We start from the raw sequence: 24,067 nt of genomic DNA, 5'->3' as shown, positions 1-24,067 counted from the left end.
AAGCGAAACGCGTGGTGTCAGTTGTTGCAGCGCGCTTCCAGTGCATCGATGAAGCTGCGGTCCCAGCGGCCTTCCGTCATGGCGCGAATCGTCTCGGCCTCGGTGGCGAGCACGGCGCGCGCCTTGTCGATCAGGTACGGTACGTCGTCAGGCGGGATGGCAAGCAGGCCGTCCTGATCGCCTACCACCACGTCGCCAGGGTTCACGACCATGCCGCCCACCGAGATCGGCACGTTGATCTCGCCCGGGCCGTCCTTGTACGGGCCGCGATGGGTGACGCCCCGTGCATAGACGGGAAACTCGCGTTCGCGCAGTTCCGCCACATCGCGCACCGCACCGTCGATGACTACGCCGGCCAGCCCAATGCGCGCCGCATAGTAGGTGAGGATGCCGCCGACCACAGCGTTCTGCAGGTCGCCGCCGGCATCGATGACGAGCACATCGCCGGGGCGGCAGAACTCCAGTGCGCGCAGGTAGGTCAGGTTGTCGCCTCCGCGCGAGCGTGCCGTCACAGCTGTGCCGGCCATGGTGGTCGGCACCGGTTTGTGGAACGGCTGCAGGCTGCCCGTGCCCGCGTTGCGGTGCATGTTGTCGCTGATGGCGGCCACGGGCAATTCGCGCAGGGCGGCAATCAGGTTGGCGTCCAACTGAGGAAAGGACGGGATCTTGCGAATGGCTTTGTAGGTGCTCATCGATGTCTCGTGTGTCTCAGGGGCTTGGTATTCAGGAGAGGGCGAGGACCGCGCGCTCGATGCGTCGGCAGCCTTCTTCCAAGGTTTCCAGCGCGGTGGCGATCGACAGACGGAAGTACGGTGACAGGCCATAGGCCGTGCCGGCGACGATCGCCACACCCTCACGCTCTAGCAGATACATGACGACATCGCTGTCGGTATCGAGCGTCTTGCCGTCGGGCGTGGTCTTGCCGATCAGGCCGGCGCAGTTCACGTAGAGGTAGAAGGCGCCATCCGGTACGCGGCAGGTGAGTCCCGGGATGGCATTGATGCGGGCCAGCGTGGCATCGCGGCGCTGCTTGTATACAGCCACGCTTTCGTTGACGAAGCGCTGGTCGCCATTGAGCGCAGCGGCAGCGGCGGCCTGGCTGACCGAGCAGCAGTTGCCGGCCGATTGCGAGAGGAAGGTGTCGAGCGCCTGGATCAGGTCACGCGGGCCGGCGACCCAGCCGATGCGCCAACCCGTCATGGCGTAGGTCTTGGACACGCCGTTGATGGCCAGCGTGCGGTCACGCAACTCGGGCGCTGCATTGAGAAGGTGCGGCGTGCGCACCGTATCGAAGCGGATGTGCTCGTAGATGTCGTCCGTCATCACCAGCACGTTGGGGTGGCGCGCCAGTACAGCGGCCAGCGCACGGTACTCGTCTGCCGTATAGCTTGCGCCGGTCGGGTTGCTCGGTGAATTGAGCAACAACCACCGGGTGCGTGGGGTGATGGCCGCTTCCAACTGGGCCGGCGTCAGCTTGAACCCAGCGCTTTCCGGGCAGGGCAGCGTGATGGGTGTCCCGTCGCAGGCCAGCACCATGTCGGGGTACGAGACCCAGTACGGCGCGGGGATCAGCACCTCGTCGCCCGCTTCCAGCGTGATGGCCAGTGCGCTGTAGATTGCGCTCTTCGCACCGTTGGTGGCGATGATCTCGTTCATCGCGTAGTGCAGGTCGTTCTCGCGCGCCAGTTTGTCGACGATGGCCTGACGCAACTCGACCGTGCCTGCCATGAGCGTGTATCGCGTTGCGCCTTTTTCGATGGCCTGCGCGGCGGCCTGCCGGATGTGCGCAGGCGTATCGAAATCGGGCTCGCCGACGACGAGGTTCACGATGGACTTGCCCTGACGGCGCAGTTCGTTCGCGCGGTCCGCGGCGGACGTGCTGGGCGAAGATTTGATGCGTCGAACGCGGGCGGCAATGCGGGACGTGGTCACAAGAGTCCTTGCTGCGTGGGTGGAAGGTATGCGCAACATTAGACCCGGCCATCTGCGAAGACCAAGACGACTCCAATATGTCTAGATAGGAAACACCTATAGGTATAGAACTTGCTCTCGGCCTAAGCTTTTGCGTATGAGAAGAGGGCGATGTGCCCCGCGCACCGAGGAGATCACTTGAACTTCAGACGACTCAGGTACTTCGTCAAGATCGTCGATGTGGGCAGCGTGACCCAGGCCGCCGATCTGCTGCACGTGGCGCAGCCATCGCTGAGCCAACAGATGGCGACGCTCGAAGGCGAGGTGCGGCAGCAGTTGCTGCTGCGCACCAAGCAGGGCGTGGTGCCGACCGAGGCGGGCAAGGTGCTGTACCGGCATGCTCAGGCCATCCTGCGCCAGGTCGATCAGGCCAAGGTGGAGATGAAGGCGGCCGGGCAGGGGTTGTCGGGCGCGGTGTCGGTGGGGCTGGCGCCGGGTACGGCAGCCTCGGCACTGGCGTTGCCACTGCTGCGCGCCGTGCGTGCGCGCCACCCCGGGATCGTGCTGTACCTGAACGAAACCTATGGTAGTACGCTGTCTGAGCTCATCATGAACGGCCGCATGGACATGGCGGTGCTGTATGGCGGAAATGCGGTGGTGCACGGGCTGTCATTCCTGCCGCTGCTGCGCGAGCAGCTCTATGTTGTTGGCCCGACCAGCATGCCGGCGCCGCCGGAAGAAGTGCCGCTGTCTATGCTCGGCGAGATCGACCTATACCTCGCGCGCCCCTACAACGTGGTGCGCAGACTGGTGGACGAGGCATTCAGCGCCATCGGCATGGTGCCTAAGGTATCGGCGGAAATTGAATCGGCCGGCACGCTCAAGGCCATCGTTGCCGACGGCCTGGGCGCGACCATCCTGCCCGCCTCCATGGCCAAGGAGGTGGCAACGTCTTGCGACGCCTGGCAGTGTCGGATCATCGATCCGGTGATTGAGGCGCCGCTGGCACTGTGTCAATCCGGGCATCAGCCGTTGTCCGAGCCGGCCCAGGCCATCAAGGAAATCCTGCTGGAACTTGTGGCCGGACTGTCAGGCAACCTGCTGCCGGGCGACGCGGTGGACCACCAAGCGGAGCCGCACGAAGCGTCATAACGCGTCATAAGCGGCGCCTATCGGGGCAAAGACAAACCGTCTTGGCGCTGAGCGGCCGAGGTCGATACTGTGTCCACAACAGCATCCCGTGGACACACATGGACCTCTCTCAGATCAAGCAGCTCATCGATGCCATGGCGGCCTCAGATCTTGCCGAGATGAGCTTCAGCCATCAGGGATGGGTTCTACGGCTCGTGCGGGACAAGTTCGCCGCGCAGCGTGATGGCGATGTTGCGCCGTTGCCGGACCGCTTGAATCGCATGCAGCCGGCGCTAGTGCATCAAGCTCCGTCGCCATCGTCGAAACCGGTTTCTGCCACGCCACCGCGGCGCGAATTGCTGGCGCCGCTGTTTGGCATCGTGCACCTGCAGCCGGCGCCGGGCGAGCCGGCGTTCGTGCAGCCGGGCCAGGCCGTGCAGGCCGGCCAGACTGTGTGTGTGATCGAAGCTATGAAGGTCTTCAACGCGGTCGTTGCGGAAAGCGACGGCACCGTAGAGGCCTTGCTGGTCCAGTCCGGGGCGGAAGTCGACTCCGGACAGCCGTTGATCCGATTTGCGTGAGCCACAGGGGTTTCGTCATGTTCGACACAGTGCTCATTGCCAACCGCGGAGAAATCGCCTTGCGCATCCAGCGTGCCTGTCGCGGGCTCGGGTTGCGCACGGTGGCCGTGTATTCGGAGGCCGATCAGGATGCCGTCTACGTGCGGCAGGCAGACCAAGCGCTCTGCATTGGTTCGGCATCGCCCAGTGCCAGCTACCTGAATCAGGCGGCGCTGCTTGCCGCGGCGTGTGTGAGCGGCGCGCAGGCCATTCACCCCGGCTATGGATTCCTCTCGGAAAATGCCGGCTTTGTACAGCGCGTGGCCGATGCCGGGCTCACGTTCATCGGCCCCAGCGCAGCGTGCATCCGCACCATGGGTGACAAAGTCAGCGCCAAGCGAGCCATGCGCGAAGCCGGTGTGCCATGCGTGCCGGGGCCCGATACGTCTCTGCCCGACGATCCGCAAGCCGTGCTGGCGATTGCGCACAAGATTGGTTTCCCTGTGATCGTCAAGGCAGCGGGTGGGGGCGGCGGGCGCGGCATGCGCGTGGTGCACGATGCCTCGGCCCTGACGGATGCGCTGGTGCTGACGCGTGAAGAAGCGCGCCGCGCGTTCGGCAACCCCGAGGTCTATATCGAGAAGTTCCTGACGCACCCGCGCCACGTCGAGATCCAGGTGCTGGCGGATCGCTACGGCCATGCCGTGTGGCTGGGCAGCCGGGATTGCTCGCTGCAACGCCGGCACCAGAAGGTGCTGGAGGAAGCCCCGGCGCCGGGGATCGATCCAGTGCTGATTGCCGAGGTGGGCGAGCGTTGTGCCGCAGCGTGCCGGCAGATCGGCTATTGCGGTGTGGGGACCTTCGAGTTTCTGTACGAGAACGGCGCGTTCTACTTCATCGAGATGAACACCCGCCTGCAGGTCGAGCACCCGGTCACGGAGATGACTTCGGGCATCGACATCGTTCAGCAGCAGATTCGCGTGGCGCGCGGCGAGCCGCTCTCGCTGCGGCAAGACGACATTGTCTGCCAGGGCCACGCGCTGGAGTGCCGCATCAATGCCGAGCACCCGAATACGTTCATGCCGTCGCCTGGCGTGATTACCCGTTTGCAATTGCCGGGCGGCTACGGCGTGCGCGTGGACACCCATGCCGGTGCCGGCTACCGCGTGCCGTCTCACTACGACTCGATGATCGCCAAGCTCATCGTGCATGGCGCGAGCCGCGAGGACGCATTGCAGCGCATGCGCCTGGCACTGGATGAGATGCAGGTGGACGGCATTGCCACCAACCTGCCGCTGCACCGAGAGATCGTGCAGGACGCCGCTTTTGAAGCGGGTGGAGTTGAACATCCACCACCTGGAACGCTGGCTGCACGCACGCGCCGGTCAGCAGAAAGAAGCCGCTTGATGGAACAGCCAATTGACGCAGAACACGAGACACATTGCAGCATGGCAAGCATGACCACAGAGACGGAGCACATCAGCCTGCTGGGCACGACGGCCTTGCTGTTCGATGTGCCGGGCGAGATAAGCCTACTCACGCAGCAACGGCTGTGGTCGCTCGCGCTGGAGGCCGAGAGCTGGCCGGAGGTGCACGAGGCGGTGCCCGGCATGAACAACCTGATGCTGACCTTTGTGCGTCCGCCGCTGGACCTGGCGCAGGTCGAGTCGCGCCTGCATGAGGCCTGGCAGGTCGCGACGCCGCTGGCGCGCGAAGGGCGGCTCGTTGAGCTGCCGGTAGTCTACGGCGGAGACTTCGGCCCCCATATGGCTGATGTCGTGAACCACACCGGCTTGTCGGTCGACGAGATTGTCGAGCGTCACAGCGCGCCGGATTACCACGTCTTTGCGCTCGGCAGCCACCCCGGCTACTGCTACCTCGGCGGGATGGACCCACGCATTGCCACGCCGCGGCGCAAGGTGCCGGTGCTGAGCATTCCGGGTGGCGCCGTGTCGATTGGCGGCTCGCAGACCGGCGTATCCGCCTCGGATGGGCCGAGCGGGTGGAACACAATCGGCAGCTCCGAGATGTGTTTCTTCGACCCGAACCGAAACCCGCCTGCCTTGCTGCAGCCCGGCGATGTGCTGCGCTTCCGTGTCGAGAAGGTGATCCGATGATCGAGGTCCTTTCCGCCAGCGCACTGGCCACGGTGCAGGATCTGGGGCGCCAGGGCGCGCTCCGTTGGGGTGTGGGGACGTCCGGCGCCATGGACACGCTTGCGCTGGCCGCCGGCAATCTCCTGCTGGGCAACGACGAAGGCGCCGCGGGCATCGAGGTGCAGGTGTTCCCGTTCCAGGTGCGTTTTACGCAGGACTGCCGCTTTGCCCTGACCGGTGCGGATTGCGGTGCGCAACTGGATGACCGTCCACTGCTGCCTTGGTGGGTGCATGAAGCGCGCGCAGGGCAGACGCTGCGTCTGAACGTGCCACAGCGTGGCCCTGTGCCCGCCTGTCGCGCTTACCTGTGCTTGGCGGGCGGCGTGGATGTGCCGCTGGCACTTGGCTCACGCAGTACGCAATTGCGCGGCGCGTTCGGCGGCCTGGATGGGCGTGCGCTGAAGCGAGGCGATGTGCTGCAAGCCGGCGCGCCGGGGCTGAATGGGGCAGCAGGGGGCACTGGCGTTGGGCTGGTGCCGCCAGCGTTGGGCTTGCCGTTGACTGTGGACGAGCTGCCGGCCATGCGCGTGCTGCCCGCGGCGGAATATGGTTGCTACACCGAGGCATCACAGCAGAGTTTCTGGTCGCAGCCTTGGAAAGTCACCCCGCAGAGCGATCGTTATGGATTCCGCCTTGCCGGCCCCACGCTGGCGCCGCGCGAACCCATCGAGATGCGCTCGCACGGCATTGTGCCCGGCGTGATCCAGGTGCCGCCCAGCGGGCAGCCCATCGTGCAGATGCGCGAAGCGCAGCCGTCGGGCGGCTACCCGAAGTTCGGCACCGTGATCGAGGCGGACTTGTGGCGCCTTGGCCAGGCGCCAATCGGCAGTCAGGTGCGCTTTATTGAAACCACATGGGATGAAGCTGTGGCCGCGCTGGCCGAAGTCGAGGCGTGGCTGGCCGATGTGCGGCGCCTGATCGACCTGCACGCCGCAGCAGGAGGGCGTTGAGATGGAGATCGAACACATCCGCCAGATCTGTACCTGGGTGGCGCAGACCGACATCACGGAGTTCGAGCTGCAAGGGCCGGGCCTCCATCTCCTCTTGCACAATGCGCCCACGATGGCCCCGCAGATCATGGCAGAGCCGGTGACTGTTGCACCCGCAGTCGCGCCCGCAGCCCCTGTCGTTGCCGAGTCGTCGGAAGTCGTGCGTGCCAGCTCTGTTGGCGTGTTTCTCCGCCAGCACCCCCAGAAAACGGCGCCGCTGGTAGAAGTGGGGGCGCCTGTCGCCACATCTCAGCCGTTGGGTCTGCTGCAGATCGGTCCGTTGCTGTTGCCCGTCACTGCGCCATGCGATGCGGTGGTGCAGGACATGCCGGTGCCCGACGGCACCGTGGTGGGCTGGGGCACTTCGCTTGCCGTACTAAGTACACCTTGATCAGGAGTTGACATGGAAATCGATCTCAACGCCGATCTGGGCGAGGGCTACGGACCCTGGTGCATGGGTGACGACGAAGCGATGATGTCGCTCATCTCGTCGGCCAACATCGCCTGCGGGTTTCACGCCGGAGACCCGCTGATCATGGATCGCACCGTTCGTGTGGCGATCGAGCGCGGCGTAGATATCGGTGCCCACGTGGGCTTTCCAGACAAGCAGGGGTTCGGGCGGCGGTTCATGCAGGTCGACATGGACGATCTTGCGGCGATGATCACGTACCAGTTGGGCGCCCTGGCAGGCATTGCCCGCGCGCATGGTCGCCGGATGACGCACATGAGCTTTCATGGTGCGCTCGGCAACCGGGCGGCGGCTGATCCTGCCTGGGCAACGCCGCTGCTCAAGGCGATTGCGGCGTTCGACCCCAACATCATCATCAGCACTTCCCCCAGCCGGGCGATCGAAGGCGCGGCGGCTGAACTTGGGTTGCCCATCGGCGTCAGCTTTCTGGCCGATCGCGCCTATGACGATCAGGGCTTGCTCGTGAGCCGCGGCCAGCCCAGTGCCGTCATTCACGACGAAGAACAGGTGCTCGCCCGCGTGCGACGCCTGCTGACGGAGGGCACGATCGTGACGCACTCCGGGAACGTTCTGGCATTGCAGCCGCGCTCGATTTTGGTCCATGGCGATACGCCCGGTGCCGTGGCAACGACGCAGCGCTTGCGAGCGGAGATCGAATCACTCGGTGGGCGCATCGTGCCGATCTCGCAGCAGCTCGGGTTTTCTACCGCGCTGTAAGTTTCTAAGAACCTGTTCATGGTCCGTAGCGAGCGGTCCGAGGTTGGCCCGAGAAACACAACCGTACATGGGTACGTGAGCATTCGCAGGGCCAAGATCGGATCGCGCAGCAGGACCATGGACAGGTTCTAAGGGTTACCCCGACATAAGCCCGGCCTATTACGCCAAAGACATTCCATCTTGGCGTGCAACGCGGGTGGTCGATACATTGAAAGCACGTTACCGCACAGGACAACCATGTCATTTGCAGACTACAAAACCGCTCTGGTCACTGGCGCCTCTTCGGGCATTGGTGCCGCTGTCGTTGAACGTTTGAGCCGCGAAGGCGTGCAGGTCCATGCCTTGGCACGCAGCGCCGATGCGTTGGCCAAACTGGCGGAACGTACCGGATGCATTCCCCACGCGATTGACGTAACGGACCTGGACGGCATCACCGCGCTGACCAGCGAGATCGCGTTCGACATCCTCGTCAACAACGCCGGTGTGGACCGCCCCGGCTCGCTGCTCAAGGCAGATGCGCAGGGCATCGACCTGCTGGTGGACGTGAACCTGCGTGCAGTCCTGCATCTTTGTCGGCTGGTGTTGCCGGGCATGGTGGCGCGGGATCGCGGCCACATCGTCAACATCAGCTCGATTGCCGGTGCGTACAACTTTGGCGGCAACTCCACGTACCACGCCACCAAGGCGGCGGTCCACATGCTGTCACGGCAATTGCGCATCGATGCCTATGGCAAGCGCGTGCGTGTCACCGAAATCTGCCCGGGCCGTGTCGCTACTGACATCTTTGCCCATGTACACGGCGACAGCGCCGAAACTTATGAGCGCTTCGTCAAGGGCTTTGAGCTGCCACAGGCCGCCGACATTGCCGATGCCATCGCGTTTGCCATCGCTGCCCCCGTCGCCGTGAATATCGGCCACATGGAAATTACGCCGACGCTGCAGGTGCCCGGCGGCCTCTCCACGATGCGCCCGGAACCGTCGCAAGACTGAGCGGAGCCCATCATGCAAGGCTTTAACCTGATGGTTATCCTGAACAACCCGGAGTTCAGCAAGATGCTGATCGAGGGGGTCTGGATGACGCTGGTGATTGCCGGCAGTTCATGGGTGCTGGCCATGGTGCTGGCCTTCGTGCTGCTGGGCATCCGCATGACACCCAGCAAGATTGCCGAGCGCTTTGTCGAGGCCTACGTCTCGTATCACTGCAACGTGCCAACGCTGGTGCAATTGATGTTCTGGTACTTCGGTATCGCTACGTTGCTGCCGCTCCCGGCGATTGATTGGCTGGGCGAGCACCACTCCGAAGTCATCTTTGCGATCGTGGCGCTGGGCCTGTGCCAGGCGGCGTACTTCTGCGAAGACCTGCGTTCGGGCCTGCGCGCGATTCCGCCGGGTCAGGAAGAGGCGTCGCGCGCGCTGGGCAACACCTTCATCGGCACCTTGCGCTACGTACTCATGCCGCAGGCCGTGCGCAATGCGCTGCCGGCGCTGATCAACCATAGCGTTTCGCTATTCAAGAACAGCAGCCTGGCGATGGCGATCGGCGTGGTGGAGATGACGCATGCGGTCAAGGAGATCGAGAACACAAGCTTTCGCGCGTTCGAATCGTATCTGCTGGCGACGGTCATGTACCTGAGCTTCTCGCTCGTCATTATGGCGTTGGGCGCTTGGCTGGCCCGCCGCTTCCGTGTTGTGACGGGGAGGTAAGCCATGCTGGACCTCATCGATATCGTTCGCGACAACTGGCTGTTGTTGCTAGTCGGACAGTATCCGAACGGCCCGCTGGGCGGCATTGCGTGCACGTTGATTCTGTCGGTGCTTGGCATTGTGTTGGCGTTTCCTCTGAGCGTGCTGCTAGCGCTGGCGCGGCTGTCGACCTGGGCACCACTGCGCTCGGTCGTCACCGCGCTCGTGTATGGGGTGCGCGGCGTGCCGCTGCTGATGTTGATTCTGTGGGTGTACTTTCTCGTGCCCTTGCTCATCGGGCGCGACGTTTCCGGCTTTACCACGATGCTCTGCACGCTGGTGATCTACGAAGGCGTGTATCTGAGCGAGGTCGTGCGTGCCGGCATCGAGGCACTCCCGAAAGGGCAGATGGAAGCGGCGCGCGCGTTGGGGCACAGCTACCTCGGTGCGATGCGTGTGGTGATCCTGCCGCAGGCGCTCTACAACATGCTGCCGAGCATGCTGGCCCAGTTCGTGTCCACCATCAAGGAAACTACGCTCGGCTACGTCATCAACGTGCCGGAGCTGACGTTCGCTGCCAACCAGATCAACAACGCGCTGCTCAGCAAGCCGTTCCAGATCTTTTTCATGCTGGCGGTCATCTACTTCGTGGTGTGCTGGAGCCTGACGCGTGCGGCTCGTGCCCTCGAGCACCGCATCGCAGCCAAGCGAGCGGGTAAGCGCCGCGGGCCCGTAGCGGAGATTCCCGAGCCGCTGCCGGTAGAACCCTGAATGATGACTGAGGCATCGACATGATCAAGTTCTCCAATGTCTGCAAGTGGTATGGCGACTACTGTGCGTTGAACAACATCAACGCGGAGGTCAAGAAGGGCGAAGTTGTCGTGGTGTGCGGCCCGTCCGGCTCCGGCAAGTCCACGCTGATCCGCACGGTCAACCGGCTCGAAGAGATCAAGTCCGGACAGATCCTGTTCGACGGGGACGACGTGCACGCCCCGATGCGCAGCGATGCGCTCAACAAGGTACGCAGCCGCATCGGCTTCGTGTTTCAGAGCTTCAACCTGTTTCCGCATCTGTCGGTGCTGGAGAACATCGTGATGTCGCCGATGCGCGTGCGCGGTGTTCGCCGCGCCGAAGCCCGCGAGAAGGCCATGCAACTGCTTGACCGTGTTGGGTTGGCCAATAAGGCGGACGCTTATCCCGCGCAGCTCTCCGGTGGGCAGCAACAGCGCGTGGCCATTGCGCGCGCCCTGGCCATGGAGCCGCCCGCCATGCTGTTCGACGAGCCCACCAGTGCGCTGGACCCAGAGATGGTGGGCGAGGTGCTGGCCGTGATGCGCAGCCTCGCTAACGAAGGCATGACCATGATGTGCGTGACCCACGAAATGAACTTTGCACGCGAGGTTGCCGATCGCGTGTGGTTCATGGACACCGGCGCCATCCTGGAAGTGGCCGAGCCGAATGTGTTCTTCCGCGATCCGCAGCATCCGCGTGCCAAGCGCTTTCTGTCCGACCTGCGCTCGCATTGATCGGTTTGGCCGCTTCTCATCGCTTCTCTGTTTCTGCGCCACACAACGACATTACACACAACCATTGGGAGCCTGACATGCCGATCCACACCACCGTAGCGCGTCTGTCCGTCCTTGCTTGTCTATGCGCTGCATCCTTGCCCGCTCTGGCCGATCAATGGGCGGAGATTCAAAAGAACAAGGAACTGCGTTGCGGCACGTTTGCCGACGTGCCGCCGTTTGCAGCGCCGGACCCCAAGACTCGCGAAATGGTTGGCTTCGATGTCGACCTATGTCAAGCGCTGGCCAAGCGCATGGGCGTGACTGCCAAGATCACGCCGCTGTCAGTCGAGGCGCGTGTGCCCGAGGTCAAGATGGGCCGCGTCAACGTGACGGTGGCGAACCTTGCCTACACACTCAGCCGCGCTGAGCAGATCCAGTTCAGCGATCCGTACTACCTCGCCAAGGAAATGCTGGCCGTGCGCGCGAGCGACCCGGGCACGAGCAAGGCGGACTACAAGGGCAAGCGTCTGGCTGCGGCCAAAGGTTCCACCTCTGAACTCTCGATCAAGATGAACGGCTCCGAACCGGTGACCTTCCAGGACACGGGTTCCGCGTATATGGCTGTGCAGCAGGGCAAGGCGCTGGGCATCGTCTCCAACACGATGACGATCACGAAGCTGGTGAAACAGTCCAAGACTGGCGGCGTTGAACTGAAGATGATTGCCGAGCCGATGATCTATCAGCCGATTGGGGTGGGGATGAAGAAGGGCGAGCCGGTACTGCTGGCCAAGGTCAATGAAGCGTTGCTCGCCATGGACAAGGCGGGCGAGATCAATCAGCTGTGGAACAAGTGGCTCGGCCCCAGTACGGAATACAAGATGGTCCGCGAAGACAAGGTCGCTCCGTTGAGCGAGCTGAAATTCACGCCTATCCCTTAACGGCGGCTGCGCCGTTCAGTTGGAAGTGACGGCCCAACGGCAACAAACGTGATATCGACATTGGCCCCTTTGGCGAAGGCTAAAAGGGGTTTTTTTTGGGGGGGTAATTGTCGAGGTTCACTGAATCCGGAACTGCCGGACCGCGAGGTATAGCCATTTGCCCCCCCCCCCGCGCTATTCAGCGAACGTGGAGCTTCTGGTTCACTTAGCCGTCGTTCGTATTCCGTCGCTGCTCCCGGTCGCCCATGCAGCAAGAAATCCAGCGACTTTTTCTTCGATACCACTCTCCACAGTGCGCAAGCGCAGAATGGGCAGGTCGCTCTTTGCCAGGATGCTGTTCTTCAACGCATCCCGCGCCGCTTGCTCCTGTTCGTCATGGGCGCCGCCATCCACTTCGATCACACCCAATGGGGTTTTGCCCACCTTGAAATACAGTACAAAGTCACAGCTTGCACGGTTGCGCATAAATGCCAGCTCTCGCGCTGTCAAGGCGGGGTTGGTTGATGATGCGACCTGGTTCAGCGCGATCTGGGTGTAGAACGTTATGGCTTGGAACGATGCGTGGGACAGCGCCGCGCGGAGTAGCGCCGCCACAATCTGCTCGGACTTGTATCGTGAATCCTCCGGCCGGAGGCGGGAGTTGAGCCGCGCCAGGGATTGATCGTATTCCTTGTACAGCAGATCGAAGGCCGATACGACAGGTGCCCGTACGATTTGCCCGTCCTGTGCGTAGTACTCGACGTAGCGAATCAACGCCGCAATGTGGCCGTTGTTCGCGGAGAAGACTTCATCGCCCGTCACCAAAGTGAACCGGCTCTTGGCTCGCGACACCGCCACATTGACCATGCGGGGGTCGTCAACGAAATCCAATCGTTCCAGACTTGACCGCTTCTTGTCCAATACGGTTGAGAAAACGATCTCGTCGCATTCTCTGCCCTGGAACTTGTGTACGGTGTCCTTAACGAAATCTGCTGGTAACTGCTTGCTCGCGAGCGTGACTTGCGCTCTGAACGGGGCTATGAAACCCCGGCCGTCGCTTTCAAGTCTGACAGGCGTGGCCTCGTCTTCGAGGACCTTGAGTAAGGAGTCGAGCTCTCTAAGATTGGTGTTCTTGCGGACGTGGTTGCCCTTGGCGGTCACTAGCAGCCGCAGGGGAGCCTCTTCGCCCTTGTCCTTGGTCATCGGGACCAGCGCGTTGCCGTAGAACTGCTGGTTGCAGAACTGGATGATTCTGGGATGGCAACGGTAATGCTCTTTCAGCAAGGTCCTGGGCAATGTGTCCTTGAACACGCCGATACATGAGTCGAGCAAGCTGAATCGCTCGCAATCGTAAACGTCGGCGGGGGCTTGTAGACCCAGTATCACTGGAATATGCGCCAGTTGCCGGCTGTCGCCGACGACGATCAGGTTCTTCGCACAGCCCAGTGCCAGGATGCCTGGCACAACGTCTTGCTGCGAGGCCTCATCGATGATGACGTAATCCAGGATCGCCCCTTGCGCGATCGAATTGACGATCGAGTGGGTGCTGCTACCAAGGATGGGGAAGCGCTGGGTGAACGCATCGAACTGTTGTCGGTACGTTTGCGCATCGAAGCTATGCGACGCCGGGGCCTGCGCATGTACGTGGTGCTTCAGGTAGCGCATCGACCCCGTCGTCAGGGCCTCCAGCAAGCCGGTGAAATGACCGCGAGCCAGCGATTCGCGGCAAGCTCGCAACGCCGCTTCTTTCTCTTTAAGCGTCTTGTCGTAGTAGTGCAATTGCAGCGCATAAAAGAAAGATACACGCGCGTCCTTCGCGAGAGGCTTGGCGCGAAAAATCCTGAACTTGAACAGCAATTCAATCCGATCCTTAAGACCGATGCGCTGCTCCCCAAGATACGACAGGTAGGCCATCAGGTCCGCCGTCTTGCGGGGAGACAGCCCGTACTTGTCCAGGGACGCCGGAATCTGCATCCGGTTCTCATCCCACCATTGCTGCAGGTACTGACGCTCAATCGTCAGCTCATCGATATCGGCCTGCAATTGCGCAGCCGTGTTGTGGTCATGCAGGTGCTGCTTCAACCGTGCGAGCAGCTCCTGGATTTCCTCCATGGTCGGTGCGGGCTCCGGTTCTGGCGACGGCCAAGGAGGCAGGTTGGCGAAGAAGTCCTCCCGGTTCTCCTTGCTGCCGAGCTTGGCGACCAGATGGTCCAGCCCGAACTTCTCCAGCTTCTCATAGACATTTTCCACAGCCGCATTGTTGTTCGACAGTATCGCGACCGTCTTACCGCGCAGCAGGATATTGGCGAGGATGTTGAGAATGGTCTGTGTTTTGCCGGTTCCGGGTGGTCCTTCAATTACGCTGATCTGCGCGCTGAACGCGTGCTCGACCGCTGTAAGCTGACTTTCATTCACGCCAAAGGGGTAGATCAGGCCACCGCCCACCGTCTGTATTCCGTTTTGCCCGGTGCAATACGCATTCAGGGCGGTGTCCGGACGGGGCAGTAGTTTCTCCAGTTGGCGCACGACATTGGCCGCGATCAATCGTTGATCCGCAGAACCCGCGCGATCCCTTCGGGTGTTCGCCACCGCGACGAAATAGCGGAAGACTGGCTCTTCCTTCATCGTTGTCTGGGAGACGAATCCAACATTGTCCAGTTTGTAGACGTAGGGCTTAGCAGCACCCAGAAAGTGCACGACGGCATATCGTTCACCATAGATCGTTGCCTTCTCAATGGGCTTGGTAACCACGCTGCCGCGCTCAGTCAACAGCATCGCTCCTATCTCGCGCATGGGAACGACACGGCAGTCACTTAGCGGGCGTGTGTATTTTTTTTGAGAGGGGAAATGACACGTCAGTTGTAGGGCTTCGTACTTGTCGCTCCAGATCGTCCAGTCGGCGATCTTCTTGGGCTTCTCCTCTCCACCCATATAGATAGAAACCATACGTTCGTTACGTGAGCGAGGGTTCATAGTGGTAGCAATTGCTCCACAGGTAGTCGCTTTAGGGACTTGATCGAGTCTGCTTACACTGTTGGCTCAACAGTGAGGTGTTGCTGATCATGCGAGCGATGGCGCCGCTCGCTTGTTCTTGAGAGACTCCTTGATAGCGCTTCGCAAAGAGATCCGCCTGCTGCTTCAATGATGAAGTCGAGAGCGCGGCCGTGAGCACTGTGCGAGCACTTTCAAGCGTGCGAGGCGGTTTCCACATGATCCCTGCGCCAAGGTCTTCAATGCGTCGCGCTGCCAAAGCTTGCTCGACCACCTGCGGAACCATTAGCAGCGGTACCCCAGCCAGTAGTGCGTCAGCCATGGTGCCGGTTCCGTAGACCACGGCGAGGTCCACGCCCTGGAGCGTGGTATTCAAAGCGACCGGGTGCGGCAAAATCTTGAGGCGCGGCGAACTCAGTCGTTTTATATCGTCTGCCGACATACCAGGCGAAACGCAAAGCACTGTCGCCGCTGTGTCCCTGAGTGCTGCAAGCATGTGCTCGAATCCGGGGACGGACGGACGAAGATAGGCAAAGATGCGCCGGGTCGAGCCAGCAGGCCAAGGGCACTCAACTGCGTTCGCCAGCGTCGAGACAGGGCCGACGTAAAGGGCGTCTGAGCGCGCCCCATAGTGGTCCAGCTCTGGAAACGTCGTTAGTACGGTCGGCAGATTGGCGAACAGGTCCGTTACGCGGGACATCGGGGCTCGGTCAAATCTGTCCAAAATCGAATTGAAGGTATGCAGCACGATTGAATCTGCTTGCTGCAACCGCTCGATGGGAATGCTTTCCCACGGTCGGATGCTCGGAAGCGGGCTGACGGCAGGCGGCAATTCGAAGCCAATGCAGGTCAGTACAACAGGTAGCCCGAGGGCACGTGCCGCGAGGAGTGCCGTCGGCGCGTGGTTGATCACCACAACTTCTGTTTGGTGCAAATCAAAGAGGGTTGCCCACGCTTTCACGCGTGCGAGCATGCCAAACACATTTCCGCAGCTGGCCCCAATCAACATTTCGGAGTAGTTCGCGGGTGCGTAACTATCTTGGGGGATACCTGTAGCAGCCGGGGCCTGGACAAATCTGAAGCTGGCTGGCGCCAAAACCTGTTCCGCGACACGCAAATCTTTTGCGGCAAAAAGAACGTCGTGCCCCTGTTTTCGGAGCTCTTTTGCCACCGGCAGATCGCGCGCGAGATGCCCGAGATTGGCGCCCAACTCCCAGGCGAAAAGGATGCGGCCCATGCTGGAAAAAAGAAATACGAATATCTGATTTTCAAAAGTTTCAACCGATGTCGCGAAAGATGCACACCCACCTTAGGAGGTGCTTTTTCCCAAACGTCTTGCTGCTACCCTCACGGCCGAATAACAAACGCGTCCATACGCGTAGCACGGGGAGTTTTCAGCATGTCCGAGGGCAATCACGTCAACGCCACCGGGAGCGTAGCCGATAAAGTCGGGGCTGCGCGCGTTAGCACGGGCCTTATTTGCGTCTGCATTGTGGCCGGGCATCATCAGCGGCCAACAGATGCCAATCAACTGGCGCGCTCGCTCGCGTTCGAGTCCGGTCGTCTTCTCTCGGACGTGGATTTACTGCGAGCCGCGGGAGAGATTGGCCTGAAGGCCAAGTTCGCATCGTCATCCTGGGAACGGCTCGCGCGTACCCCCTTGCCAGCCATTGCAACGCTGAACAGCGGGGAGCGCGTTGTCATTCTGCGAGTGCTATCGGACGACCGAGTCGTTGTGGCAGACCCACGGCAACCGCGCGCCACTCTCTTTACGCGCGAAGCATTCGAGGAAGTCTGGACTGGGCAACTCTGCCTCATCAAGGCCAAGCTTCGACTAGACAACCCGAACCGTCCGTTTGATATCGCCTGGTTCGTTCCCGCGATCTGGAAGTACAAGCGCATCCTGGGCGAAATTCTGGTCGCTGCTTTCGTCATCCAGCTGTTTGGCCTCGTCACACCGCTGTTCACACAAGTGATCATCGACAAGGTGCTGATGCACAAGAGCCTGTCGACGCTGCACGTGCTGGCAGCCGGCATGCTGATCCTGATCATGTTCGAGGCGATCCTGAGCGTGCTCAAGGCGCAGTTGATGGCGCACACCTCCAACCGCATCGATGTTGGGCTTGGCGCGAAGCTGTTTAAGCACTTGCTGCATATCCCACTGCGCTATTTCGAGGTTCGGCGAGTGGGCGATACCGTGGCGCGCGTACGCGAACTGGAGGGCATTCGCCAGTTCCTGACGGGTTCGTCCATCAACGTTGTGATGGATCTGCTGTTTGTGGTCATCTTCATCGCCGTGATGCTGCTGTACAGCCCGCTACTCACGGCGGTGGTGTTGGCGTTCATTCCGCTATTCGTTGCTCTGTCGCTGGTGATGCGTCCGCTGATGCGTGAGCGGCTAGAAGAGAAATTCGATCGCGGCGCGGAAAGCCAGTCCTACCTGGTGGAGGCTGTCACCGGCGTGCAGACCGTGAAGGCCATGGCGCTGGAGCCGATTCTGTACAAACGCTGGGAAGAACTGCTTGCGCGGTACGTCACCGCGTCTTTCCGAACCTCACATCTGTCCGGGATTTCCGGCGCGCTGGGCCAATCCATTCAGAAGCTGTCCACCCTCGCCGTGCTGTGGGTCGGTGCCTATCTGGTGATGGAGAACAGCCTGACGGTCGGTCAGCTGATCGCGTTCCAGATGCTGTCAGGCCGGGTGATTTCGCCTGTGTTGCGCGTCGTGCAGACATGGCAAACGTTCCAGCAGGTCGGGCTCTCGGTTGAGCGATTGGGCGACATCCTCAACACGCGTGCGGAGCCCTCACTCAATCCAAACAAGGCTAGCCTTCCCGCCATCCAAGGTGCCGTGCGGCTGGAGAACGTGCGCTTTCGCTACAACGTCGACGGCCCTGAAATTCTGCGCAATCTCTCGTTCACGATTGAGCCAGGCACGACCGTCGGCATCGTAGGGCGTAGTGGGTCCGGTAAAAGCACGCTCACGCGCTTGCTGCAGCGACTGTATGTACCTGAATCCGGGCGCGTGCTTATCGACGGTGTCGACTTGCAGCAGGCCGATCCAATGTGGCTGCGCCGGCAAATCGGTGTCGTGCTGCAGGAGAACTTCCTGTTTAACGGCAGCGTGCGCGACAACATTGCCATCCACGCGCCCGGCACCTCGATGCAGCGCATTGTGGAAGTTGCCAAGCTGGCCGGGGCGCATGACTTCATTCTTGAACTGCCCGAGGCGTATGACACCCCCGTCGGCGAGCGCGGCACTGCGCTTTCCGGTGGACAGCGCCAGCGCATTGCCATCGCTCGTGCGCTCCTAGCCAACCCGCGCATCCTGATTTTCGACGAAGCAACCAGCGCGCTGGACTATGAGTCGGAGCGCATCATCCAGGACAACCTGACCAAGATTTGCGAGGGGCGCTCCGTCTTCATCATCGCGCACCGGCTATCGACCATTCGCCATGCCGACACCATTCTGGTGATGGACAAGGGCGAGTTGGCTGAGCGTGGCACGCATGCGGAGTTGCTTGCGCGCGGTGGCATCTACGCACATCTGTTCTCTCAACAAGCGGGGCCGGAATATGCCGCTGCTTAAGTTGATGAAGTTTGACCGCGTGGATGCAAATGGCCAGACAAAAGCCGAACGTCGGCGTGCCCGTCGCAATGCACCGTTGACCCCGCTGGAGCAGGAGTTTCTGCCGCACCTGCTGGAAATCCAGGAGACGCCACCCTCTCCGGCGCACCGTAAGGTGATGTGGAGCATTGTTGGGCTCGTTGTGATCCTGATTGTGTGGTCGTGCATCGGCCAGATCGCAGTCGTGGCGACCGCGCCAGGCAAGTTCATCCCCGATGGACGGATCAAGCAGATCCAGCCGCTCGAAGCGTCGACCATCAAGGCGATCCATGTACAGGAGGGCCAGCACGTGCGGGCTGGCGACCTGTTGCTCGAACTCGATCCAGCGATTAGCGGTGCTGCGTTGCAGGCAAGCTCCGACAAGTACGCTTACAACCGCCTGGAGCAAGCACGGCTGGCCGCCGAGCTGACACATGCAGCCGCCGACTACCGCAATGCTGACCCTGCATGGGTTGCTCTACAGGAAAGTACTCGCGCCGCTAGGGAAGCGGCGTATGCCGCCAAGCGAGAACAAGCGCGGTCACAAGTCGAAGAGAAAACCCACAGCGTGGCTGCAGCGCAAGCCACGCTGATGAAATACCGCGAGAACACCGCTATCAGCGAAGAGCGCGAATCCAGCGCCCGACCGCTGGTGGAAAGCGGCGCGATTTCGCGAGTGGATTACCTGCAGCTCAAACAGGAATTGACCAGCAACCGCAACGATCTGGCTGCCCAAACCAAAACGGTGGATGAGCAACGCGCAGCGCTGCAAGAAGCCCAAAAGCGTCTGGCTGAAGTCGAGCACGCCCACCAGGCCGAGGTCTATGGGCAACTGAGTGACAAGGTGGCCAACGAGCCAGGTCTGCGTGGCGATATGGAGAAGAGCCGCGAACTGCATGAGCTGAAGTGGCTCAAGGCGCCGGTGGACGGTTGGGTGCAGAAGATCAACGTGACCACAGTGGGTGGCGTCGTCAACGCTGCACAGACGCTGATGACCATCGTGCCGGACGGCATGCCGCTGGTGGTCGAAGCCACGCTTTCCAACGATGACATCGGGTACGTCAAGGTGGGACAGCCGGTGGAGCTCAAGGTCAACACCTTCCCATTCCAGAAGTACGGGACGCTGAGAGGAACGCTGGTGTGGGTGAGCCCCGACGCAGAGGAGAAAAGTAGCGCCTCCATCAGCGATGAGAACGGCGCTGGCGGAAATCAGCCGGAGAAAGCGATCCAGAACGTGAAGTCGGTGAAGGACGGCTACGTCTACAAGGTGCGGATCCGGGCGGAGCGGAGCGGCTTTGTCGTGGATGGACACCCCGCAGTATTGCAGGCAGGGATGACGGTGCAGGCCGACATCGCTACGGATCGACGGAGAGTGATTCAGTTTTTGCTTTCGCCGTTGGTCAAATACTTGGATGAAGCCGGAGGCGTGAGGTAGTTTTTATAGATTGAAGAATTTCTTCACTTTCTATTTGAATATTAAAAAAATCATGATGAGTGAAACGTCGAAAATTAGTGCTATCACAGCGAAACGCAACGCTCGGCAGCTTTCAATTTTCATTATCGTTGTGTTGGTGATTGTTTTCCACGCTGCGTTCTATGAAAGTAACGGGGATAGTGGTCACGCGGTTCGTCAATTTGGTGCGTTCCTAGTGTCGTTGTTCAAGAAGCTAGGACTATTGAGCTCATCGATTGGCCTTACCGGTGGTTCTCCGCCAAATCTATATCTGCAACAGATTGCAATTGCGCTCTCCGGCGCGTTCTTATTCGGCGTATACCTTGTCGGCTCCGTAATATCGTCAGGAGTACCCTTGTCGACCGGCTACGAAAAGAACGAACAAAAGATGATGGAGCGCTATGGGATAAATAGGAAATCAGCCGCAATCCTCCAAAGATTGATCCTTATTGCTGTTTCTGGGTCCGTAATTTTTGTTTGTGGGTTCTTTGTCGGTGCTGCTGTGTTTGGGTGGTTTGTTGTCAACATTGGAAGCGTATTGATTCTTGTTTTCTTCTCTGTGTGTTTCGTTTTTTTTCCTGGCTGCGCGGTTATCACATTGCTTTTGGCGATGGTGGAATATTTGTCTCGTGATTTAACTAAATTTTTTCATCGGATTATCTGAATTGGGGGTGTGAATGGCTGAATCTCGATCGTTTATCAGCATCTGGTCTGAAAATTTCATCAATTCGGCGGCAAATCCCACGCCGACGGACATCATCGCGGCTGGCTTGAGCGCTTTTAGCGGAGTCGTTGCTCCCTTGGCGAAAGCCGGTCTGACGGGAGAGGCTGCTGAGGAAGCAGCAAGGACAGCTGACGTACTCGTCGGTGGTTCGGGTAATGTTCCCGGTATCGGTGTCGGGGCAGCTCAAGATGGGGTGACCGGGCTGATGCGGGAGGTGGCCGGTGCCGCCTTTGGCACTGCAGCTGGTTGGGTTGGGGGAGGGTTGGCAACGGCTGCTGTACTGGCAGTGCTTCCTGAAGCGGTCGTCGCGGCGGCCGCAATCGGAATTGTCGCAGCGGTTGCTGCCGCTTATGTTGGTGGTAAGGAAGTGACCACGGGCATTGACGCATTCAACGAATGGCGGCAGCAAGCGGCATCGACCGGCGAGCAGGTGTCGCACGATATCGGCAATGGTCAAACGATTACGATCAATCCTGACCAGTCTTACGCGATCGCAGGGCCGAACGCGGTGAGTTACTACGATCCTCAAGGGAATGTGACCACCGTCATGTCGCAGGGGGGAGCGACGACAACTATCAACGTGAACAACCAAACGGGCCAGATGGAGGTTCACGGCGATGGGCAAAACTTGTCAGCGCAAATCGGCGTGAACGCCGATGGCTCCCTCAATGTCAGCGGGGGGAACGGCGGCCCTGCGGCAACAGTTTCGCTGGATGGAAACGGTGGAATTCAGATCAGCGATGGGCATGGTGGAACAATCTCGATTCCTTCGGCAGCGTCAGGCCAACTACCGTCTGCAACGGTGACTGACAGTGCAGGCAACGTGGAAACAACCACGGTTTCGGCGGATGGCTCGTCGGCATCTACGATCATTCGCGATCCTGAGGGCAATATCCTGCAGACCGTCACGACAAGCCAGTCGTCTGACGGAAGCGTGTCATCGACGATCAGCGACGCGCAGGGGCGCGTCGAGACAACGATTGACAAAGTCCCCGGTGAACTTGGGGGCTCTGTTACGGACACAACGAACTACGATACGTTGACCGGAGCCGTCACGGGCTCGAGCGTGCGAGATGACGATGGAAACGGCAACGTCACAGTACGGAATTACGATGAGAATGGCGTCCTTACCTCCGATTCTTGGAAGTCGTCTGATGGCAGAAGTGGTTCCGATAGCTATAACTCTGACGGTTCCAGTACACGCTCGGTCACGGATTCCGATGGAAGCACTCAGGTCACTACCGACGACGGTCATGGTGACCGAACCACTACCAACTACGATCCGAACGGTGGCGTTACCTCGGTAAAAGACGTCGCGACTCAAACCGACGATCAAGGCAACGTCACCACGACAACGACCACTAGCAACTACGATCCCAATTCGGGGGTGGAAACGGGGCACAGCGTGACAGTCAACGACGGTCATGGCGACACCTCAACCAGCACCTATGATGGCAACGGCAATCTGACCTCATACGGTTGGCAAACCGAAGGCGGAGCCTCGGGCTCCAATACCTACGGCCCGAACGGCCAGATCACCAACGAGACGTGGAACGACGGCAACGGCAACTCGGGCAGCAACACCTATGACTCGAATGGCACGCTGGAATCCTCCTCGTGGCAAACCTCCGATGGCCACTCCGGCACCAACAACTACGACCAGAACGGAAATTTGGCTTCTGACTCGTGGCAATCCCCTGATGGCACGACCGGCACCGACACGTATAACTCCGATGGCTCGCGTGCGTCCGACACTTGGCAATCGACGGGTGGCAGCTCCGGATCGGATACCTACAACCCGGACGGGTCAGTCGCGAGCTCGAGCGTGACCACCGTTACCACCAATGCTGACGGCTCTGTCACCACCTCAACCAGAGAGGACAATTACTCGACCGGCGGCGGTGACGGTTACGGTGGTGGCTATGGCGGCGGCTACGGTGGCGACTATGGTGGAGGTTACGGCGGCAGCTATGGTGACATCTACAACGACGTCAGCACGACGACGAACCCCGATGGCTCGTCGGTGCAAGTGATCAGTACCAATCAGTACGGCTATGGTGATACCACCACGACCGTCAACTCAGCCGACGGCTCGTACAACACGACCGAGACGACCGCGATGGGTATCACTTGGGAAACGTCGTATGACGCCACCACGGGCGAGTACGACCATTCCACCATCTATAACGATGGTTCGCGCGTCGACACTCAACAACAGGCCGACGGGACCAACACGACTACCGACCGGGACGCAAACGGGAACGTGACGCGCGTCGAGGTGAGCAACGCCGACTCGGATGTCACGACGATCTACCAAGATAACGGTACCGTCAGCGTTGACACCCGAACCGGCGACGACCATGTGATCGAAACCACCAACCCCGACGGCTCCCATTCGGAAACGCGCATCACCAACGACTGGAATGACCGCATCACCGACAACTACGATGCGAGCGGTCGCTTGACGAGCGAGGACGGTTACAACGCTTCGATACCGAGCGACAACACGTCGAGCGGAACCATTAGTAGCAGTTGGGAAACCACGTACAACAGCGACGGCTCCAGCTCAACCCACGAAGTAGAGATGGCCGGGAATGGGCAGATTACACACGACACCGAGACGGATTCGTATGGCCATACTGCCAGTACCACTACGACGATCGAGGTGAATGGCGTCTCGGATCAAACGACGCAGAATGCGGACGGCTCACACGCGACGGCACACTGGGACGACAACGGTAACTATGATTCGCACCAGTACGATGCCGATGGTCACGACATCCATGACGTGTCCCGCAGTTCCGACGGCTCGTACTCGGATCAGACCTACGACCCTACCACCGGAAGCACGACGGAGGAGGCTTACAACGGGCCGACGGGCGAGCATTCAACGTACGAGAGCACCTACGACGCCGACGGCGTCCATCACGAAATCACCACGTTTGACCGTGCTGATGGAAGCAGTGAGACGCTTCAAACCGACACCATCAACGGCATCTCTCTGACGACAGATACCAGTAGCGATGGAACAACAGACTATTACATGAACGGCGGCGGGATCACGGTAGACCAGTTCGATCAGTACTGGCAGGACTACTTTGCAGGCGACGGTGCCAGCAACGATCCTGGCGCAGGCGACCCGGGCACGGGTGATCCCGGTGCAGGTGATGGGAGCTCAAGCACTCCCGATATGGCCGCCGGAGCGCCTGATCAGCAGGCTGCAGCGTAGTACGTAACGGAGGCGAGCCGTG

The 24,067-nt window shown here is 60.7% G+C and carries 19 protein-coding genes and 1 pseudogene; 16 read left to right on the top strand and 4 right to left on the bottom strand.

Going from position 1 to position 24,067, the window contains the following annotated elements; genetic code table 11:
- Positions 1 to 17: 17 nt before the first annotated feature.
- Together ACS7SF_RS00175 and ACS7SF_RS00170 are read right to left on the bottom strand one after the other, a co-directional pair.
- The gene (locus tag ACS7SF_RS00175; protein ID WP_439891134.1) at positions 18 to 692 is read right to left on the bottom strand and encodes an RraA family protein; all 675 of its coding nucleotides are present in this window, start codon (positions 690 to 692) and stop codon (positions 18 to 20) included.
- A 31-nt stretch (positions 693 to 723) separates the two neighbouring features.
- Entirely contained in the window at positions 724 to 1,932 is a 1,209-nt protein-coding gene (locus ACS7SF_RS00170) for an aspartate transaminase (protein WP_439891133.1), read from the bottom strand.
- Between the two features lie 177 nt (positions 1,933 to 2,109).
- Here ACS7SF_RS00170 and nac point away from each other — a divergent pair, with 177 nt between their 5' ends.
- The 12 genes and pseudogenes from nac (at position 2,110) to ACS7SF_RS00110 (ending at position 12,062) form a co-directional block, all read left to right on the top strand.
- Positions 2,110 to 3,063, top strand: coding sequence for a nitrogen assimilation transcriptional regulator NAC (gene nac, locus ACS7SF_RS00165; RefSeq protein WP_439891132.1), 954 nt, complete (start codon positions 2,110 to 2,112; stop codon positions 3,061 to 3,063).
- 98 nt (positions 3,064 to 3,161) lie between these two features.
- Complete coding sequence (locus ACS7SF_RS00160; RefSeq protein ID WP_439891131.1) at positions 3,162 to 3,623, top strand: acetyl-CoA carboxylase biotin carboxyl carrier protein; 462 nt, start codon at positions 3,162 to 3,164, stop codon at positions 3,621 to 3,623.
- 17 nt (positions 3,624 to 3,640) lie between these two features.
- A pseudogene (accC, locus tag ACS7SF_RS00155) lies at positions 3,641 to 5,009 on the top strand (acetyl-CoA carboxylase biotin carboxylase subunit).
- A complete protein-coding gene (gene pxpB / locus ACS7SF_RS00150) occupies positions 5,009 to 5,719 on the top strand; it encodes a 5-oxoprolinase subunit PxpB (protein ID WP_439891130.1) in 711 nt (236 codons plus the stop codon). Before accC ends, pxpB begins: the two are co-directional and overlap by 1 nt.
- Positions 5,716 to 6,708: a biotin-dependent carboxyltransferase family protein gene (locus ACS7SF_RS00145; RefSeq protein WP_439891129.1), complete on the top strand. Its 993-nt coding sequence runs from the start codon at positions 5,716 to 5,718 to the stop codon at positions 6,706 to 6,708. The genes pxpB and ACS7SF_RS00145 overlap by 4 nt, the downstream gene beginning before the upstream one ends.
- A gap of 1 nt (position 6,709) precedes the next feature.
- Positions 6,710 to 7,138 (top strand): acetyl-CoA carboxylase biotin carboxyl carrier protein, encoded by a 429-nt coding sequence (locus tag ACS7SF_RS00140; protein ID WP_439891128.1) that lies wholly within the window; start codon positions 6,710 to 6,712, stop codon positions 7,136 to 7,138.
- 12 nt (positions 7,139 to 7,150) lie between these two features.
- Positions 7,151 to 7,933 (top strand): LamB/YcsF family protein, encoded by a 783-nt coding sequence (locus ACS7SF_RS00135; RefSeq protein WP_439891127.1) that lies wholly within the window; start codon positions 7,151 to 7,153, stop codon positions 7,931 to 7,933.
- A 237-nt stretch (positions 7,934 to 8,170) separates the two neighbouring features.
- Complete coding sequence (locus ACS7SF_RS00130; RefSeq protein ID WP_439891126.1) at positions 8,171 to 8,923, top strand: SDR family oxidoreductase; 753 nt, start codon at positions 8,171 to 8,173, stop codon at positions 8,921 to 8,923.
- A gap of 12 nt (positions 8,924 to 8,935) precedes the next feature.
- Entirely contained in the window at positions 8,936 to 9,637 is a 702-nt protein-coding gene (locus ACS7SF_RS00125; protein ID WP_439891125.1) for an amino acid ABC transporter permease, read from the top strand.
- A gap of 3 nt (positions 9,638 to 9,640) precedes the next feature.
- Complete coding sequence (locus tag ACS7SF_RS00120; protein WP_439891124.1) at positions 9,641 to 10,387, top strand: amino acid ABC transporter permease; 747 nt, start codon at positions 9,641 to 9,643, stop codon at positions 10,385 to 10,387.
- Between the two features lie 20 nt (positions 10,388 to 10,407).
- Positions 10,408 to 11,142, top strand: a complete 735-nt coding sequence (locus ACS7SF_RS00115; protein WP_439891123.1) for an amino acid ABC transporter ATP-binding protein — start codon at positions 10,408 to 10,410, stop codon at positions 11,140 to 11,142.
- Between the two features lie 77 nt (positions 11,143 to 11,219).
- Positions 11,220 to 12,062, top strand: coding sequence for an ABC transporter substrate-binding protein (locus tag ACS7SF_RS00110; RefSeq protein ID WP_439891122.1), 843 nt, complete (start codon positions 11,220 to 11,222; stop codon positions 12,060 to 12,062).
- Between the two features lie 201 nt (positions 12,063 to 12,263).
- Here ACS7SF_RS00110 and ACS7SF_RS00105 read toward each other — a convergent pair whose 3' ends face one another.
- Positions 12,264 to 14,987, bottom strand: coding sequence for an AAA domain-containing protein (locus ACS7SF_RS00105; RefSeq protein ID WP_439891121.1), 2,724 nt, complete (start codon positions 14,985 to 14,987; stop codon positions 12,264 to 12,266).
- 58 nt (positions 14,988 to 15,045) lie between these two features.
- Complete coding sequence (locus ACS7SF_RS00100; RefSeq protein ID WP_439891120.1) at positions 15,046 to 16,269, bottom strand: glycosyltransferase; 1,224 nt, start codon at positions 16,267 to 16,269, stop codon at positions 15,046 to 15,048.
- Here ACS7SF_RS00100 and ACS7SF_RS00095 point away from each other — a divergent pair.
- The 4 genes from ACS7SF_RS00095 to ACS7SF_RS00080 are packed head-to-tail and all read left to right on the top strand — an operon-like array spanning position 16,222 to position 24,045.
- The gene (locus tag ACS7SF_RS00095; protein WP_439891119.1) at positions 16,222 to 18,621 is read left to right on the top strand and encodes a peptidase domain-containing ABC transporter; all 2,400 of its coding nucleotides are present in this window, start codon (positions 16,222 to 16,224) and stop codon (positions 18,619 to 18,621) included. The two genes, ACS7SF_RS00100 and ACS7SF_RS00095, sit on opposite strands and share 48 nt — an antisense overlap.
- Positions 18,563 to 20,074, top strand: coding sequence for an HlyD family type I secretion periplasmic adaptor subunit (locus ACS7SF_RS00090; RefSeq protein WP_439892802.1), 1,512 nt, complete (start codon positions 18,563 to 18,565; stop codon positions 20,072 to 20,074). The genes ACS7SF_RS00095 and ACS7SF_RS00090 overlap by 59 nt, the downstream gene beginning before the upstream one ends.
- A gap of 10 nt (positions 20,075 to 20,084) precedes the next feature.
- Positions 20,085 to 20,756, top strand: a complete 672-nt coding sequence (locus ACS7SF_RS00085) for a hypothetical protein (RefSeq protein WP_439891118.1) — start codon at positions 20,085 to 20,087, stop codon at positions 20,754 to 20,756.
- Between the two features lie 13 nt (positions 20,757 to 20,769).
- Positions 20,770 to 24,045 (top strand): beta strand repeat-containing protein, encoded by a 3,276-nt coding sequence (locus ACS7SF_RS00080; protein WP_439891117.1) that lies wholly within the window; start codon positions 20,770 to 20,772, stop codon positions 24,043 to 24,045.
- The last annotated feature ends 22 nt before the right edge of the window (positions 24,046 to 24,067 follow it).

The organism is Ralstonia sp. 25C (genome assembly GCF_051904805.1).
Taxonomy (GTDB): domain Bacteria; phylum Pseudomonadota; class Gammaproteobacteria; order Burkholderiales; family Burkholderiaceae; genus Ralstonia.
This window is presented reverse-complemented; position numbering and strand designations above follow the sequence as displayed.